The following is a 16876-nucleotide window of genomic DNA, read 5'->3' as shown; positions in this document are numbered from 1 at the left end:
CTTCTTGAATATAGATGATTAGTAGCGTCTATTTCGGCATTTCCATTCCATGGATGAACCACAAAGCGTATAAGGAGGTTGGGCAGGCATGCATATTCACGTCGTGCAAAGGGGGGATACACTTTGGGCGTTGTCGCAGAAATTCGACGTCCCTCTCGATAACATACTTGCCGCGAACGGACTGCGGGGAGATGAACCGCTCGTCATCGGCCAATCGGTCATTATTCCTCAGCAAGTAACCAGCCATAAAGTGCTGGTTGGGGAGAGCCTGTGGGCGATCGCAGAGCGGTACGGTCTCTCGCTTCAGCAGTTGATGGCTGTGAATCCAATTAGCAATCCAGCGCTAATTTACCCCGGACAGGTGATTACGATTCCGCAAGCGACGAAGCCGGTTACAGAGGTTAATGCCTATACCGAGAAGTTCGGAGCAGCAGGCGTCGAGATTGTGAATGATATCGGCCAATACTTAACCTACTTAAGTCCGTTCAGCTATCGCGTGCAGTTGGACGGCTCGATGATCCCGCTCGACGACTCGGCTATTATCAAAGCAGGCTACGCACACCGCGCCGCTCCGATGATGGTTATTACGAACTTCGAGAACGGCACGTTCAGCCCCGAGATCGCTCATGCCGTTTTGTCCAACCAGCCTGTACAAGAACGGCTGATTAYGGACATTTTGGCCATTATGAAAAACAAAGGATATCTCGCGCTCAACGTCGACTTCGAGTACGTACCGCCTGCCGACCGAGCCCTCTACAACGCCTTCCTGCAGAAGCTCGTAGACCGTCTGCATCCAAGCGGCTATCTGGTTTCAACTTGCCTTGCCCCGAAGATAAGCGCCGATCAGACCGGTACTCTGTATGAAGCTCATGATTATGCCGCTCACGGACGAATCGTCGACTTCGTCATTCTGATGACTTATGAATGGGGCTGGTCAGGCGGACCGCCGCGCGCCGTCGCGCCGCTAAACGAAGTCGTGAAGGTGCTGAACTACGCCCTCACCGTCATTCCGGCTGGCAAAATCGTCATGGGCATGCCGTTATACGGCTATGACTGGACGCTCCCTTACGTGCAAGGAGGCAAGTGGGCCCCTACGGTGAGCCCGCAGGAAGCGGTGCGTCGTGCCGCCAAATACGGCGCAGAAATCAAATACGACGCGCTGAGCCAATCACCGCATTACAATTACTTCGACGAGCAGCGCCGCGAGCACACCGTATGGTTCGAGGATGCCCGCAGCGTGCAAGCCAAGTTCAACATCGTCAAAAGCTATCATTTGCGCGGTATCAGTTATTGGGTGCTCGGCGTCTCGTTCCCGCAAAATTGGTATGTGCTGAATGCGAACTTCACAATTAAGAAGCTAGTTTAAGCTTAACGCTTCAATAACGCTATACGATCCGAAGACACATAACCTACCCTTAAGCTATGTTGGATATCTGCATCAACTTTAGCCGAAAATGAGCCCTAACCAGAGCTAGTTTGATATTTGCTCTAACTTTGCTTCAGGAAGCCTCATTTCACCATCCCATAAAGAAGTTGCTGCAAAAAATCCAGTGTAGGCTATTATGCCGGCCACAAAAGGTCGCTCTATCCTGCAAATATCTATTATAGCCTCCATTCATATTAAAAGGCTGTCCGATAAGGGATCTGGAATAGACCAGACACACTCGGACAGCCTTTAATGCTTAATGCCTTATTGTTCCAACCAAACAGTCTTCTCTGCAGCCGGCGTACGCTTCGCAGCAGGCGCGGCCATATCGGGATAACCGATGAACACAAGCCCTACCAGCTGTTCAGCTTCGGAGAGGCTGAATGCTTCCTTCATTGCCGGATGGTACATCGGATCACCCGAACGCCATACGGCGCCTAGTCCGTTCGCATGAACGGCTAGCAGCAGATTCTGCACCGCGCAATGTGCGGCAGCCATCTCCTCTGCCAATACGGCCCGGGGATCATCCGAAGGTGAACATACTGCCGCGATCACGACTGGGGAACGGAACGCTTTCGTGCGCTCCTTCGCCAGACGCTCCTCCAGCTCCTCTCCGCTAAGATCGGGAAGCTGCGCTGCAGCAACTTTGGCGTATCCGTTGCCCAAAGCCGATCTGCCCTCGCCTGTCATCACAATGAACTTCCATGGCTGTGTATTGAAATGGTTTGGCGCCCATACTGCCGCGTCCAACAGCTTCTCGATTTCTTCACGCGGAACGGGATCGCTTTTCACTCTCCCGATTGATCTTCGTCCTTGAATCGCCTCTTCCAATAACATGACATTCTCTCCCCCGACTTATGTTAGCTTCTAACTATATTTCAAATTACTCGTTAAATAACACGAGGTATTCCCCGTAGCCTTCCTTCTCCAAATCCTGTTTCGCTACGAAACGAAGCGACGCCGAATTGATGCAATAGCGCAGTCCCGTCGGCTGCGGTCCGTCGTCGAACACATGACCCAGATGCGAATCGGCTTCCTTGCTTCTCACCTCTACGCGCACCATATAATGACTCGTATCGGTGTGCTCCGAAATGGAAGCAGCCTGAAGTGGCTTCGTGAAGCTCGGCCAGCCGCAACCGGCATCATATTTGTCTCGCGAGCTGAATAATGGCTCACCCGATACAATATCGACATAGATACCGTCTTCGGTATGATCCCAATATTCTCCCGTGAATGGACGCTCCGTAGCGCTATTTTGCGTTACTTCGTATTGGATAGGAGTTAGCTTCTTCTTCAGCTCAGCCTGATCCTTGCGCATACTCCAGTTTTTCGCGATGAAAGCGTCGCGTCCAGAGCCTTTACGGTACATTTTGTAACGGAACGGATTCGTCTTATGATAGCCCTGGTGATAATCCTCAGCCGCATAAAACTTACCTGCCGGTTCGATCTCGGTCACGATCGGTTTATCGAAGCGTCCGCTTGCTGCAAGCTCCTGCTTCGACGCTTCAGCCAGCTTGCGCTGCTCTTCCGTATAATAGAAGATGCCCGTCCGATAGGAATCGCCGCGGTCATGGAACTGCCCGCCTGCATCCGTAGGATCGATCTGATGCCAGAAGATGTCTAGCAACTTCTCATAGGGAAATACGTCGGGGTCGTACGTAATAAGAACGGCTTCTGCATGTCCAGTCGTATCGGAGCATACCTCTTCATACGTTGGATTTTCCTTATGCCCGCCTGTATAGCCGGAGACGATAGAGACGATACCTGGCATTTCCTCGAAAGGCGATACCATACACCAGAAGCACCCTCCTGCGAATGCTGCTTGTTCCGTGCGGCGCTGGCCGCTATTATGCGATAATGGTTGATCCATGTTGATCTCCCTCCATTGACTTGTAAATTGAGAACCTTTCTCTCCTATTATACATGACAAGAGGGTCATACAACAAAGTTCAGCAACTGTACCGTTATTCAAATGAGCTTCCCGGTAAAATAACAAGCATAACGGGCAGAAAAAAGGACTGCTTTAGCTACATATGTAGCCAAGCAGTCCTCCTTTTCGTTGAAGCTATATTACGTTATGCGGTGCATGGACCATACGATACCGGAGTTTGTCGCTCCACCCAAGTTTAACGAAATGGTCAACCCTCCATCTACATAGAATAAACCGATTACATCGCCCGCATTCAACGCTACATCGCCTGCCAAAGTAACAGCGCCATTGCCTAATATCGCTCTAAGCGTTAGAACTAAAGCAACGTTTACGTTAAGCAAAGGGAATAAGCCACTGATAAGATCTATTGGAGTTCCTGAAGTTCTACGAACAGCAAAAGCAGGGTTGATACCCGCGCCTAAGCTCAAACTAATGGCCGCCGTTGTTGAGTAGTTAATTGTAGCTTCAATAGCATATCGACCCGTTGTAGGAACGACAAAGTTACCTGTACCCGCATTAAAGGTGCCATTATTGAAATAAGGGCTAGCAACGCTAAAGCCTGTAATTTGTGTAGAACTGGATACGGCTAGAGCTGTGACAAAGCCAGAGAATCCGTCAACACCGACAGCGACACCTGTTGCTCCCGTTGCTCCAGTCGCACCGGTTGGGCCGGTTGCTCCCGTTCCGGTTGCTCCTGTTGCCCCAGTCACGCCTGTTGGGCCGGTGACACCTGTCGCTCCTGTTGGGCCGGTTGCTCCTGTGCCTGTTGCACCTGTTGCTCCGGTTACACCCGTTGGGCCGGTGACACCTGTCGCTCCTGTAGGGCCGGTTGCACCCGTTGGACCCGTTCCTCCTGTTGCCCCGGTTGCACCTGTTGGGCCGGTTTCGCCTGTTGCTCCTGTAGGGCCGGTTGCTCCTGTACCGGTTGCACCTGTTGCTCCGGATACTCCCGTTGGGCCGGTGGCACCTGTCGCTCCTGTCGGACCTGTTTCTCCTGTTCCGGTTGCTCCTGTTGCACCTGTTACACCCGTCGGACCTGTTACGCCCGTAGCTCCTGTCGGACCTGTTGCTCCAGTGCCGGTTGCTCCTGTTGCTCCGGTCACGCCCGTTGGGCCGGTTTCACCTGTCGCTCCTGTCGGACCGGTTGCTCCTGTGCCGGTTGCTCCTGTTGCACCTGTTACACCCGTCGGACCTGTTACGCCCGTAGCTCCTGTCGGGCCGGTTGCCCCCGCGCCGGTTGCTCCTGTTGCTCCGGTCACGCCAGTTGGGCCGGTGGCACCTGTCGCTCCTGTTGGACCTGTTGCTCCTGTTCCGGTTGCTCCTGTTGCACCTGTTACACCCGTCGGACCTGTTACGCCCGTAGCTCCTGTCGGACCTGTTGCTCCAGTGCCGGTTGCTCCTGTTGCTCCGGTCACGCCCGTTGGGCCGGTGGCACCTGTCGCTCCTGTCGGACCGGTTGCTCCTGTTCCGGTTGCACCTGTTGCTCCGGTCACACCTGTTGGGCCCGTTCCGCCTGTCGCTCCTGTCGGACCAGTTGCTCCTGTGCCTGTTGCTCCTGTTGCTCCGGTCACGCCCGTTGGGCCGGTTTCACCTGTCGCTCCTGTCGGACCGGTTGCTCCCGTGCCGGTTGCTCCTGTTGCACCAGTCACACCCGTTCGGCCGGTTTCACCTGTTCCTCCAGTAACACCGGTTGCTCCTGTCGCACCTGTTCCTCCAGTCGCACCCGTCGCTCCCGTTCCTCCAGTCGCACCTGTCGCTCCCGTTCCCCCAGTCGCGCCTGTCGCTCCTGTTCCCCCAGTCGCACCCGTCGCTCCCGTTCCTCCAGTCCCACCCGTTGCTCCCGTTACTCCCGTTCCACCAGTAGCACCCGTTGCTCCCGTTGCTCCCGTTACTCCCGTTCCACCAGTAGCACCCGTTGCTCCCGTTGCTCCCGTTCCACCAGTAGCACCCGTTGCTCCTGTTCCTCCAGTCGCTCCTGTTGCTCCCGTTCCTCCAGTCGCTCCTGTCGCTCCCGTTCCTCCAGTAACACCTGTCGCTCCCGTTCCTCCAGTTGCTCCTGTTGCTCCTGTTGCTCCCGTTCCTCCAGTCGCACCCGTCGCTCCCGTTCCTCCAGTCCCACCCGTTGCTCCCGTTACTCCCGTTCCTCCAGTTGCACCCGTTGCTCCCGTTGCTCCCGTTGCTCCCGTTCCACCAGTAGCACCCGTTGCTCCTGTTCCTCCAGTCGCTCCTGTTGCTCCCGTTCCTCCAGTCGCACCTGTCGCTCCCGTTCCTCCAGTCGCTCCCGTTCCTCCTGTTGCACCTGTCGCTCCCGTTCCTCCTGTTGCTCCCGTTCCACCAGTCGCTCCTGTTGCACCGGTTGCTCCTGTTCCTCCAGTCGCCCCTGTAGCTCCTGTCCAACCAGTCGCTCCCGTAGCATAGGTCGTATTCTCAATACGAACGATCGCCGACCCCTGAGTCACGGTAATATCGAGCGTGTCGGATTCGAATGTAATGTTCTCTCCTACACCGACCGTTGCCGAACCCGTCTCGCCAAACACATTAAATAAGAACTCCCCCGGCACAAGCCCGCCGGTCGGTCCAGGCGGACCTGTCGCACCGGTCGGCCCTACGGAGATGGGGGTGGACAATATGCTCTCCAGCTTCGTCTGGAGCAGGAACTCCTTCTTCGTCAGCTCGCGAATCGTGCTTCTAACACTTTCATTCACAGTCAGAATATCGCTGATCGTAGCGGGAGGACCTGTTAAACCAGGCAAAGTGCCGAGAATGTACTGAAGCTTCTCTCCTTCCGCATTAATGATATGGCTAAGCCCCAGCTCTTCTAGGGCAATCGATGATAGCAATAAGTTAATGGCATCGTCTCTCGTAATCGTAATTAAAGGGGTAATATTAGGGATATTGGACTGTGACACTTCTGCATTCCACCTCGATTCTCGTTGAACTTACCACCGCGTCCAGTCACTAATTGCTTCCCTTATCAAGGAAGCTTCTTGCTCTCCACCAGCTCCATCACATTTTCGAACTTCATTAGGAGCAGCATTTCTTTCACGACAACGTCATGCATCATTTTGCGGACCGAATTGTTAATAGTCAGCAATTGCTCGAACGAAGCGGGAGGAGGTTTCGCCTGACCATTCTCAAGCGTTCCAAGTACATATTGAATTTTCTCCGCTTCGGCGTTCACAATATGAGCCAATGCCATTTCCTCCAGGGCAATCGAGGACAACAGCATATTAATCGACTCCTCGAGCGATACGGTTATTGTCGGCGTTATATTGGGAATGTTGGCTTGAGACATCGCTCATCCCCCCTCTCCAACTCATCCAATCGCTCATTCGCTTCCCCGAACGCAGGATACTGCGCAACAGCCAGCAGATACGCAGCCCTAGCGAGCTCTTCTGCTCCCATCTCTTCATAGCAGCGCCCTATATAATATTGAGAATAAAAGCTGCCTGCTCCTCTTTTATTCAAATGAAGATTGCACGAATCCCCTAGCTTCAAGCAATGTCGAAACGTCTCCAGCGCTTCGGCATATCTTTTTCCCATATATAAAATAACGCCTTTAAAAAAATGCAAATCCACATATTCCGGATACAAAGCAATAGCCTTCTCGATCCCCGGCCATGCGCCCGAATAACTGCCCGTTGCCGTCAAAATAGCATATTTCATATGGTAGAACACCGAAGGCGGCAGCTTCCCGCCAGCAAGAAATCGAAGTATTGCCGCGTTCGTATGACGAAACGCATCCTTGTATTGGCCGACTCGATAGTATTCGCCTGCGATATGATAGTCCATCCACAGATTATCGCTGTTCGATGCTTTCTCCTTCTGCAGCAGCTTCATATTGCGCTCGAATTTGCGCTTCTCAGCGGCCACCTCCTCCAAATATCCGAAATGATACACTCGAATCGGCAGTAGCTTAAGCTCCGATTGACTCAGAACCACCTCCTCGGAAGTTAGCTGCTCATGGATCGCATGAACGAATGAGAAGCCTCGCCGGTTGCGGAATAGCCGGTGGTGCGCAAGCATATAGACCTGGGATTCATCAGCCTCGCCGTCTCCGTAATAATTGAACAGCTCCAGCAGAAGCACATCCTCCTCCGATTGCTGAACATACATGCGCAGCTTCTCACCATCACCTTCGCGCAGCACCTCATCGGCATCCATCCATAATATCCATTGTCCGCTTGCCTCACGGATACTTTCATTGCGTGCGTCAGCGAAGCTTTCCGTCCACTCCCGTCTAAGCACCTTCGCTCCGTACGAGCGGGCGATCTCTATCGTTCGATCACTAGAGCCCGTATCGACGATAATGATCTCATCTACCGTATGCTGCACGCTATCGAGGCAGCGGCCGAGCCGCTTCTCTTCGTCTCTAACAATCATGCATAAGGACAGCAATCTATCATTCACCCTTGTCTTCCCCTTCCACGCTTATCGTTCTTATTCGGCTGCAGCTTAGGCAGGGTAAGCAGCGGCGCCGCTGCGGCTGCTTCGCGCCGCCGGGCCTCATTAACAATCGACTGAGCATCATCATACACGTGGACCGCTGAACTTATGGGTTGGGTTTTTGGGGCGAAAGGAACTTGAATTGGGGCAGATCGAAAAAAATCGAGGGCTGGATATTGCATGCTCTTCACTTGCTCGGACAGCTTAGCGGAATAACGATGTAGACGATTGCGGTTACTCGAATATTGGGGGCTGTTAAGCTTATGTAAATGACCCTGCAGCAAGTCAGATTGCCACGTAATCAGAAAAGAAAATTGTGAAAAAGTATGTATACCCCGTTGCGCTTCCCGATATGTCGCACCTAGAACGCCTCTTCGCCTTCGAAGCTCCATTAGCGACCGGTAAGCCTCAGCTACGGCAAGGAGAGCAGCAAAAAGCTCTTCCAGTGCAGGATAACTTATGTTGTCAATCGCCTCTCCACTGCTCTCTTCCGGCAGAGCGTCCATTACTCCTCAAGCTCCCAGCAATCGTCCGCCTCATGGAATGCCATCGCATTTTCCAATTTGCGAAGCAAGAGCCACTCCTTCATCACGATGACATCCATCAGCTTAATAACCTGCTGGCTCACTCTGCATAACGTCTCCTCCGAGGCGTCCATGCTGCTGTGCGTCGATTTGCGAACGAGTGCCTGTACCTTCTCCGCCTCCGCGTTTAGCAGATGGGCAATCGACGTTTCTTCAAGGGCGATAGATTTCAATAGGTCGATAACGACCTGCTCTTTGCTAGGGCGGAACGGCTCATCGGGAATAGTCGGCATGCTCATCGTCGAAACCTCCTTATGGGACATCGGCTGCGTATTTAGTCGTAAGAGCTTTTTTTCCCTTATTAACTATGAGTATTGATTTCTCCAACACTTATGCCATCGAGCACCAAAAACGTAAAGCGATTCGGAGAAAATCATTCATGTTGACTAGCCCCCATGAATAACAATCAGCGTAGACTATAACTTCAATAATGGAGGCGTCTTGCATTGATTACGATTAGCCTGTGCATGATCGTGAAGGATGAAGAAGAGATAATCGGCCGCTGCCTGGATACGGTTGCGGACCTTGTTGACGAGCTTATTATCGTCGATACCGGCTCGACAGATCGTACGCAAGCGATCATTGCGCAATATACCGACAATAAGCATACGTTCGAATGGATAGATGATTTTGGCGCTGCCCGCAACTATGCGTTTGATCAGGCGACCAAAGACTATATTTTGTGGCTGGATGCGGATGATGTGCTGAAGCAAGAGGATCAAGACAAGCTGCGGGCACTTAAGCAATCGCTTGACCCCTCCGTCGATTCGGTCACGATGCTGTACAACCTGAGCGAGGACGAATTCGGCAACGYGACGTTCAGCCTGCGGCGCAATAGGCTCGTCAAGCGGGAGCGGTATTTCCGCTGGATCGGGCAAGTACATGAATATCTTCAAGTGAACGGAAACATTATTAACAGCGATATTGCCGTCACGCACAAAAGCACGAACAACGAACGTGATTCGGACCGCAATTTGAAAATATACGAGAAGCGTGTCGCCGCCGGCGAGCAGCTATCCCCGCGCGATCTCTATTACTTCGCAAATGAGCTGAAGGAGCATGCCCAATATACGAGGGCGATCCACTACTACGAATCGTTTCTGGCTACGCGCCAGGGTTGGATCGAGGATAATATATCCACTTGCGGCAGGCTGGCCGACTGCTACCATGCGCTCGGCGATTCCCAGGCGGAGCTGGAATCCTCGCTTCGTTCCTTGCAATATGACTCGCCGCGAGCGGAGTTCTGCTGCCGGATCGGTTTCCACTTTCTGAACAACCATAATTACAACAGCGCAATCGTCTGGTACAAAATGGCCACCGAGCTGAAGCTGCCGGACAATCATCTCGGCTTCGTCAATCCCACCTGCTCGACTTGGCTTCCGCACCTTCAGCTAAGCGTCTGCTACGACCGAATCGGCAAGTACGAAATTGCCTGTCAGCACAACGAGCTTGCCCTTCAATACCGTCCCGAGGATTCGCGAATGCTGAGCAACCGCGCTTACTTCCGTACCGTGCTGTCGAAGATGATTGCCGACTCCTCAGGAGGCGATGCCGGTGACAATTGACAAGCCGCAAATTCTGATCGGCAGCCCGATTCGCCAGTCGCCCGATATATTAGCCAAGTTCCTGCTTTCCCTGTCACGGCTCGATTACTCGTCATTCGAGCCCACGTTCTATTTCATTGACGATAACGATCAACCTGCGTCTTCCGAGCTGCTGCAATCGTTCGCCGATCGATATGCAGGATCAATCATAGACAAAGTTACCGGCAGCGAGGATTACATACGCAATGATCTAACCCATTATTGGAACGAGCATCTCATATGGAAGGTCGCCGCGTATAAGGATACGATACTTCGTCACGCGGTGGCGCAAGGCTGCGATGGCGTCTTCCTGATCGACTCCGATCTGTTATTGCACCCTGCGACGGTCGGAAAGCTTTTGGCAGCCAAAGTCGATATCGTATCCGAAATTTTTTGGACGCGTTGGCAGCCGAATGCTGCGCTGCAGCCCCAAGTATGGTTGAAGGACGAATATACACAGTGGGAGCAGCACCGCGGGGAGAAGCTGGATGACGGGCAAGTTGCCGAGCGGTATCAGGCCTTCATTAACAAGCTGCAGCGGCCGGGACTGTACGAGGTTGGCGGGCTTGGGGCCTGCACGTTCATCAGCAAGCACGCTCTGCAACGGGGGGTCAGTTTTAAGGCGATTCCGAACTTGAGCTTCTGGGGCGAGGATCGCCACTTCTGCATTCGCGCAGCTGCGCTTGGCTTGTCTTTGCATGTCGATACTCATTATCCTGCCTACCATATTTATCGCAGCAGCGATCTTGCAGGCGCGGACGACTTTATCCGGGCGCATATCGAGCCTGCGCTGGTTCACGCAACGCCGAGGAATCCTCGCCCTACGCTTACGCTCTCGATGGTCATCCGCAACGAAGCAAGCAGATACCTGAGGCAAGTATTGCAGGCTCATAGCGCATATATCGGGCAAGCCGTCATTATCGACGACGGCAGTACAGACGAATCGGTAGAAGTCGTTATGGAGGCGCTTCGCGGCATCCCTGTCAGACTCGTTCGCAATCGCCTGTCGCGATTCCGCAATGAGGTGGAGCTGCGCAAGCAGCAATGGGAAGAAACATTGCGCGTCGGTCCGGTATGGATCTTGAATATGGATGCGGATGAGCTGCTCGAAGACCGATTCGTCCAGGAGCTCGACAGCATGCTGAACCAGCAAGACATTGATTTATTCTGCTTCCGATTGTACGACTTCTGGAACGAGACGCATTATAGAGACGATGCTTATTGGCAATCTCACAACCTCTACCGCCCTTTCCTCCTTCGTTACCGACCGGACTTGGACTATCAGTGGAAGGAAACGCCCCAGCATTGCGGCCGATTTCCCGAGAACGTATTCGAGCTGCCCCATCACCTCTCGCCGGTTCGCGTGAAGCATATGGGCTGGGCGAAGGAGTCCCATCGATTGGAGAAGTGGCTGCGCTACAAGGAGCTCGATCCGGATGCTGCCTACGGCTGGCCGGAGCAGTATGAATCTATCCTTGACCCCGAACCCAATCTTGTAAAATGGAACGAGGAATAACGGCCACCACTCGGAGAGGAGTCCGCTTCCATGCACATTGTACATACGATGCCGCTGCTCATTCGCCCCGAGCACCGGGATAACGATATCCGAATGCTCTATGAATGCTTGCGAAGCCTTCGCGCCTCTCACGATCATCACATTATTTTATACAATCAAGGTTCGCTGTCGGCGAATGAACTGGATGCGCTTATTTTCCGCAGCGGCATATCTGCCGCTCTGATCGGCGATGGCGAGAACATTGGCATTGCTGCTGCGCGCATGGCCTGCTTCCGTTACATCGAGCAGCATTACCCTGCTGTTCCTTACATTTCGGAGATTCACGTCGATATGTTATTCACTCCCGATTGGTATGCACCGCTGATCCATTGCCTCGAAACGACTGATGAGCCGGTCATTTGTCCCGGCATTCTTACGGCGAGCGGTGAATTACAGCCATTAGGCCGATATATCGACTTGCCCGGCAATCCGGCCGCCATTATTGAACGGCTAAAGCAATTACCCAGTGAAAATGACGGGCTGAAGCCAGGTTTCGTCCATCCCGTTGTTCACCGTGCCTCCCTCCTTCGCGAGCTCGGCGGCTACGATACCCGGTTTCTAACCGGCAAGCAAGGCTTCGAGGATGACAGTCTGCTGCTCGGTTATTCCTACTACATGGGCCTGCGAACGAATTGGCGGCCGAAGTGCACTCTGAATAGCTGGGTCTACCACGCCACGTTAGGCCAGCGTATGTCGCTTAGCGGTATCCAGCAGGAGTTCGTTCGCAATGAAGAAGGACTGGTACGTCAATACGGATTTTACGGACTGAAGCATTTGGCTGCGATTCATGGCGAGAAGTCGTATTTTCATTCGCTGTATCACAAATACATTCCAAGAACACGGGAGGGATAGCTAGTGACAGGCGGAATCGGCTGGACGGAACAGAAAAAAGTGTGGGATCGCATTTGGTCAGGCGGCGTTTCCTACAAGTGGGACCCGCTAAGCCAAACGGTATATGAACAGCTTCGCCGCTCAATCGGCGATATAGAAGGGAAACAGATCGTCGAGGCTGGCTCAGGAACGGGTAAAATTTCGCTTCGGTTAGCGCAAGAAGGAGCGCTCGTCACCTTGATCGATTACTCCGACTTGGCGCTTGCGAATAGCCGCGAAGCGTTCTATGAGCAAGAGGCGGCGGCTACTTTCCTGCTCGCGGACATCAGAAGCAGCGGACTGCAATCCGCAAGCTACGATCTCGTATGGAATGCAGGCGTGCTGGAGCACTTCGAGCTTGATGAGCAAGTTAACATCTTGAAGGAGATGGCGAGAATTACGAAGCCAGGCGGCATCGTGCTCGTCATGACTCCGAACGCCCACTGCCTTCCATACAGAGTAGGCAAAGCCCATGCAGAATCTATGGGAACGTGGATGTACGGGGCTGAGCATCCGGTCGACAGTCTGCTCGCAGCATTCGAATTGAGCGGAATAACGGCTATTGAAGAGACGCATACCGGTTTCGTTGACAGCTTAGCATTCCTCGATTTCATACCAGGCACAAGCGCCGTGAAGGAAGCGCTCCGCTTATGGTATGAAGCGCTCGCCCCTTCGGAGCTGCCTAATTTTCCGGGTTATCTCCGTGTAACGATCGGTACGGTAGAGTCCAAGCAGGAGCAGGCAGCGCCTGCAGACCTTGTGGAGTTGGGGGCGAACGCCGCCTCTTTCAATGAAGCGGCTGAGGATGCGGATGAATACGGCAGCTTCGGCCCGAATATCGAAATCTCGTCAGCAGACAACGAGATTACCGCTACCTTGAACGAGCTGTCCGGCATCGGCCTCTCGCCTACGCTTATTCATTCCATGAAGCGGCTCATTCAAGTTCAACAGCTGCTCACCGACTATCATAGCGACAACGGCAATCCGCATTACTTGACTGCCTACCGCGACGCGGAGGCTTCCTATTGGCTTCCGCTGCTTCCAACGCTCGATCGTCTGCTTCAACGAGGGCAAGCCGGAGATGGCCCTGCAGCCGACAAGCCCAAAGTGCTTGATGTCGGAGCGGCTTATGGCACGCTTCTGCTCTACAGCTCCCTATCGGGCGCCGACTGCTACGGCGTTGATATGACCGATCGCTATTGGCCGCCCCGCCTCAGTGACGATTACGGGATTAAGTGGGCTTCCTGCAATATCGAAGCGGAAGAAATTCCGGGCTCCCAGCCGTTCGATGTGATTCTGTTCACGGAAGTGCTGGAGCATATGAACTACAATCCGATTCCGGTATTCGAGAAATTCCGCGCGCGTCTGCGTGAAGGCGGCAGCCTTCTGCTCTCGACACCGTGGAAGCGGCATTTTGTGCCTAATCATCCCTCGCCCGATTTGTTCCAGCTGCCCTACTACGAGCCCGGTAATTCGTTCATCGATGCGGAGATCAAATATTACTCTATCGACGAGCTGTACGCCCTTGCGGAAACGACGTTTTTCGACGTGCAATCGATTCAAGTATTCAACGGCCATCTGCTTGGCTGGTTCGTTAAGCGCTAATCGAAATCGAAGTCGCCATATGTTCAACTGCCAATCTCGCCATTGGCAGCTACGCATATGGCTTTTTCTTTCCTTCTTGGCACGTATTGGCACGTCGGATAGTGCCCGCAATCGTTAAAGGTTTGTTACAATAAGGTGACATCCGCAACCATTCGGGTTAAAATACGGTCTAATCTATTTGAGAGGTTAACCTTATTATTGCAGTTACGTTCATCCGTTCTTCTTCGCTAACCACATACAAAAGAGGTGAACGCATACATATGAACGATATCGCTTTGGATTCGAGAACGGGCGTCAGTACCGATATGACGCGCCGCAAGAAGAGAAATGGCAGGGCATTGATTCTATTTGCCTGCTTATGGCTCGTCCTTATTTCCTCCGGTATTTACGGGGCCAAGTGGTACACTGACCGTATCCAGCAAAATATTAGCGAGAGCCTAGAACAGCAGACCGCCAGCCAGATTACGGCGATGCAGCAAACGTACGAGGCGCGCATGAAAGAGCTGGAGACCAACTATACAGCCGATATTGCCGATCTAGGGGCAAAAGTCGATGCTCTGAACKAGCTTCTGACCTTCACGAAGGATAACGCCGATTCGAAGACGGATAACAGCAACAAGCTGTACACGCAACTGAATGAAGTGAAGAAACAGCTGAACGAACTGCAAAAAAGCTTGGAAGTGCTCAAATGATTATTACGAACCTGACCGTAAAAAGATTTAACCGAACCGCCCTGCTCGCCGTTGCGCCGTTCCTCGGCATCATGCTGTGGCTGCTCTTGTCCGACATGGTTGTATCGTTGTCTGCTGCTGCTTTTCCTGAAGCTATAACCGAGCAGCAGCCGCTGGATTCTGCGAAGGTGCTGGAAACATCAGCCGGACTGGACAGCGCTCATATCATTGCAGGCGAGACAAGGCAATCKATTCAGAAGCAGCTGAAGCTCTACAACCAGACGAATGCGGAGATGGCGAAAATCTCATCGCTTGCCGCTTCGAATGCGATGAAGCCGCTTCTCGTTTACGATCGCAACATTACGAGCAAGCTCGGCAAGCCTGCTTCCACGGTTGAATCGGACAAGCTCCGCGCTCAGCTCTTCTACATGAAAGCGGAGAACTTCAAGTACTATGCGCTGAAGGTGCAGCTGAAGTCTGGCGATGCGATGACGATGGCGCTTGGCAAGGACAGCCTCGGCTCATCCGAGACGACGCTTGCCGCCGTCAATCGGCATAAGGCCGTCGCCGGCGTGAATGCGGGCGGATTCGCCGACGGCGGCGGCAAACGCTATCCGCTGAGCACGACCATCGTAGACGGCGAGTATACAGGCGGATTCGAAGCGACCTACGCGGATCTGTTCTTCGTCGGACTGAATGACCAGAACGAGCTGATCGGCGGTAAGTTTACAAACCAAGGGCAGCTCGATGCGAAGAAACCGAAATTCGGCGCTTCGTTCGTCCCCGTTCTGCTGCGGAACGGCTCGCCGACGACAATTCCGACGAAGTGGCAGACAAGCCCGAAGCGCGCTCCCCGTACTGTCGTGGCCAACTACAAGGACGATCAGCTTCTGTTCCTCGTCGTGGACGGCTACAACGAATCGGGCAGCTCCGGCGCAACGCTTGGCGAGCTGCAGCTATTGCTTCAGCGGTTCGGCGTTGTTGACGGCTACAATCTCGACGGAGGCGGCTCCTCCTCGCTCGTATTTAACGGCCGCGTCATTAACAATCCGTCGGACGGACAGCTTCGCCGGCTTCCGACGCACTTCCTGTTCTTCAAATAATCACGAAAAAAAGTTCAGCCCCCCGGGGCTGAACTTTTTCTATGTGTGAATATACTATCCATATATGACATGGAACGATTGATTGACACCACTCACCTGCCTGAAGAAAGGAGCTGTATAGATGGGCATAGGCAGTAAATGGTATCGCAAGTCGCTGCTCACKGTCGCCGGCATTCCTGCCGTAGAAAAGCTGTCCATACGTTATGGACGCAAGCTGGCAGGCAAATTCATCGCCGGAGATACGCTTGTGGAAGCGCTGGAGGAAGCGGAGACGCTGAACCGGATTGGCATTATGGTTACGCTCGACCATCTGGGCGAAGGCATTAAACAGCTTAGCGAAGCATCAGCCTACAAGGAGCAGTACGTGAAGCTGCTCGACGGCATTGCGGAGCGCAAAGTCGACGCCAATGTCTCGCTGAAGCCGACCCAGATGGGACTCGCGCTTGATCAAGGCGCCTGCTTGTCCAATATTCGCGATGTCGTGAAGCGCGCGCGGCATCACCGCAATTTTGTCCGGATCGATATGGAGGATTCGCCCCATACCCAGGCAACGATCGACATCGTACGGAGACTCCATAAGGAAGGACTGACGAATGTCGGCACCGTGCTGCAAGCCTACTTATTCCGAACCGAGCAGGATGCGGCAGATATGATCCGCGAGAACGTCAACCTCCGCCTCGTTAAGGGCGCATACAAGGAAAACGAATCCGTCGCCTATCAGCAGCTGAACGACGTTCGCAGCCAACTCAAGAAGCTCGCTCAGCTTCACTTTGAACAAGGCGTCTACACGGCCATCGCCTCGCATGATGACCATATCATCGACTGGGTGAAGCAATACGTAAGCGAGCACAGCATCGCCAAAGACCGGTTCGAATTTCAGATGCTTTACGGCCTTCGATCGGGCAAGCAAGCTCAGCTCGCCAAGGAAGGTTACCGGATACGCTGCTACGTCCCTTATGGAGTCATGTGGTATCCATACTATACGCGCCGCCTGGCCGAGAAACCCGCCAACCTGATGCTCGTGCTAAGGAATATGTTCAAGTAGCTTATGGTATTAAACTGAATGATCAAGCTCCAAACTGGTGCAGGCGCAAATTGTGAGT

Annotated in this window: 15 protein-coding genes; 8 read left to right on the top strand and 7 right to left on the bottom strand. The window is 53.3% G+C overall.

Annotated elements, in window-relative coordinates; all coding sequences use genetic code 11:
* Window positions 1-88: 88 nt before the first annotated feature.
* Window positions 89-1366 (top strand): LysM peptidoglycan-binding domain-containing protein, encoded by a 1278-nt coding sequence (locus AC1DF0_RS23465; protein WP_477575485.1) that lies wholly within the window; start codon window positions 89-91, stop codon window positions 1364-1366.
* A gap of 324 nt (window positions 1367-1690) precedes the next feature.
* Here AC1DF0_RS23465 and AC1DF0_RS23460 read toward each other — a convergent pair whose 3' ends face one another.
* From AC1DF0_RS23460 to AC1DF0_RS23430, 7 genes are all read right to left on the bottom strand, one after another.
* On the bottom strand, window positions 1691-2263 hold the full coding sequence (locus tag AC1DF0_RS23460; RefSeq protein ID WP_442052454.1) for a nitroreductase family protein: 573 nt from the start codon (window positions 2261-2263) through the stop codon (window positions 1691-1693).
* Window positions 2264-2309: 46 nt separating this feature from the next.
* Window positions 2310-3296 carry a peptide-methionine (S)-S-oxide reductase MsrA gene (gene msrA, locus AC1DF0_RS23455; protein WP_442052455.1) on the bottom strand — a complete coding sequence of 329 codons (987 nt, stop codon included), beginning with the start codon at window positions 3294-3296 and terminating at the stop codon, window positions 2310-2312.
* Between the two features lie 200 nt (window positions 3297-3496).
* The gene (locus tag AC1DF0_RS23450) at window positions 3497-6265 is read right to left on the bottom strand and encodes an alpha-helical endospore appendage domain-containing protein (RefSeq protein ID WP_477575484.1); all 2769 of its coding nucleotides are present in this window, start codon (window positions 6263-6265) and stop codon (window positions 3497-3499) included.
* A gap of 65 nt (window positions 6266-6330) precedes the next feature.
* Entirely contained in the window at window positions 6331-6651 is a 321-nt protein-coding gene (locus AC1DF0_RS23445) for an alpha-helical endospore appendage domain-containing protein (protein WP_477575483.1), read from the bottom strand.
* Entirely contained in the window at window positions 6624-7766 is a 1143-nt protein-coding gene (locus tag AC1DF0_RS23440; protein WP_477575482.1) for a glycosyltransferase family 2 protein, read from the bottom strand. The genes AC1DF0_RS23445 and AC1DF0_RS23440 overlap by 28 nt, the downstream gene beginning before the upstream one ends.
* A complete protein-coding gene (locus tag AC1DF0_RS23435) occupies window positions 7763-8308 on the bottom strand; it encodes a hypothetical protein (protein WP_477575481.1) in 546 nt (181 codons plus the stop codon). The genes AC1DF0_RS23440 and AC1DF0_RS23435 overlap by 4 nt, the downstream gene beginning before the upstream one ends.
* The gene (locus AC1DF0_RS23430; protein ID WP_475824289.1) at window positions 8308-8625 is read right to left on the bottom strand and encodes an alpha-helical endospore appendage domain-containing protein; all 318 of its coding nucleotides are present in this window, start codon (window positions 8623-8625) and stop codon (window positions 8308-8310) included. Before AC1DF0_RS23430 ends, AC1DF0_RS23435 begins: the two co-directional genes overlap by 1 nt.
* A gap of 207 nt (window positions 8626-8832) precedes the next feature.
* On the opposite strand from AC1DF0_RS23430, the gene AC1DF0_RS23425 reads away from it, so the two are divergent.
* The 7 genes from AC1DF0_RS23425 to AC1DF0_RS23395 all read left to right on the top strand — a co-directional run bounded on the left by AC1DF0_RS23425 (window position 8833) and on the right by AC1DF0_RS23395 (window position 16818).
* On the top strand, window positions 8833-9951 hold the full coding sequence (locus tag AC1DF0_RS23425; RefSeq protein ID WP_477575480.1) for a tetratricopeptide repeat-containing glycosyltransferase family 2 protein: 1119 nt from the start codon (window positions 8833-8835) through the stop codon (window positions 9949-9951).
* Complete coding sequence (locus AC1DF0_RS23420; RefSeq protein WP_477575479.1) at window positions 9935-11485, top strand: glycosyltransferase; 1551 nt, start codon at window positions 9935-9937, stop codon at window positions 11483-11485. Before AC1DF0_RS23425 ends, AC1DF0_RS23420 begins: the two co-directional genes overlap by 17 nt.
* A 30-nt stretch (window positions 11486-11515) precedes the next feature.
* A complete protein-coding gene (locus AC1DF0_RS23415) occupies window positions 11516-12376 on the top strand; it encodes a glycosyltransferase family 2 protein (RefSeq protein ID WP_477575478.1) in 861 nt (286 codons plus the stop codon).
* A 3-nt stretch (window positions 12377-12379) separates the two neighbouring features.
* On the top strand, window positions 12380-13999 hold the full coding sequence (locus AC1DF0_RS23410; RefSeq protein ID WP_477575477.1) for a class I SAM-dependent methyltransferase: 1620 nt from the start codon (window positions 12380-12382) through the stop codon (window positions 13997-13999).
* Between the two features lie 260 nt (window positions 14000-14259).
* Window positions 14260-14691, top strand: coding sequence for a hypothetical protein (locus AC1DF0_RS23405; RefSeq protein ID WP_477575476.1), 432 nt, complete (start codon window positions 14260-14262; stop codon window positions 14689-14691).
* A complete protein-coding gene (locus AC1DF0_RS23400; RefSeq protein WP_477575475.1) occupies window positions 14688-15773 on the top strand; it encodes a phosphodiester glycosidase family protein in 1086 nt (361 codons plus the stop codon). Before AC1DF0_RS23405 ends, AC1DF0_RS23400 begins: the two co-directional genes overlap by 4 nt.
* Window positions 15774-15894: 121 nt before the next feature.
* On the top strand, window positions 15895-16818 hold the full coding sequence (locus AC1DF0_RS23395) for a proline dehydrogenase family protein (protein ID WP_477575474.1): 924 nt from the start codon (window positions 15895-15897) through the stop codon (window positions 16816-16818).
* Window positions 16819-16876: the final 58 nt, after the last annotated feature.

It is taken from the genome of Paenibacillus sp. 05T425, from assembly GCF_056396205.1.
This window is presented reverse-complemented; position numbering and strand designations above follow the sequence as displayed.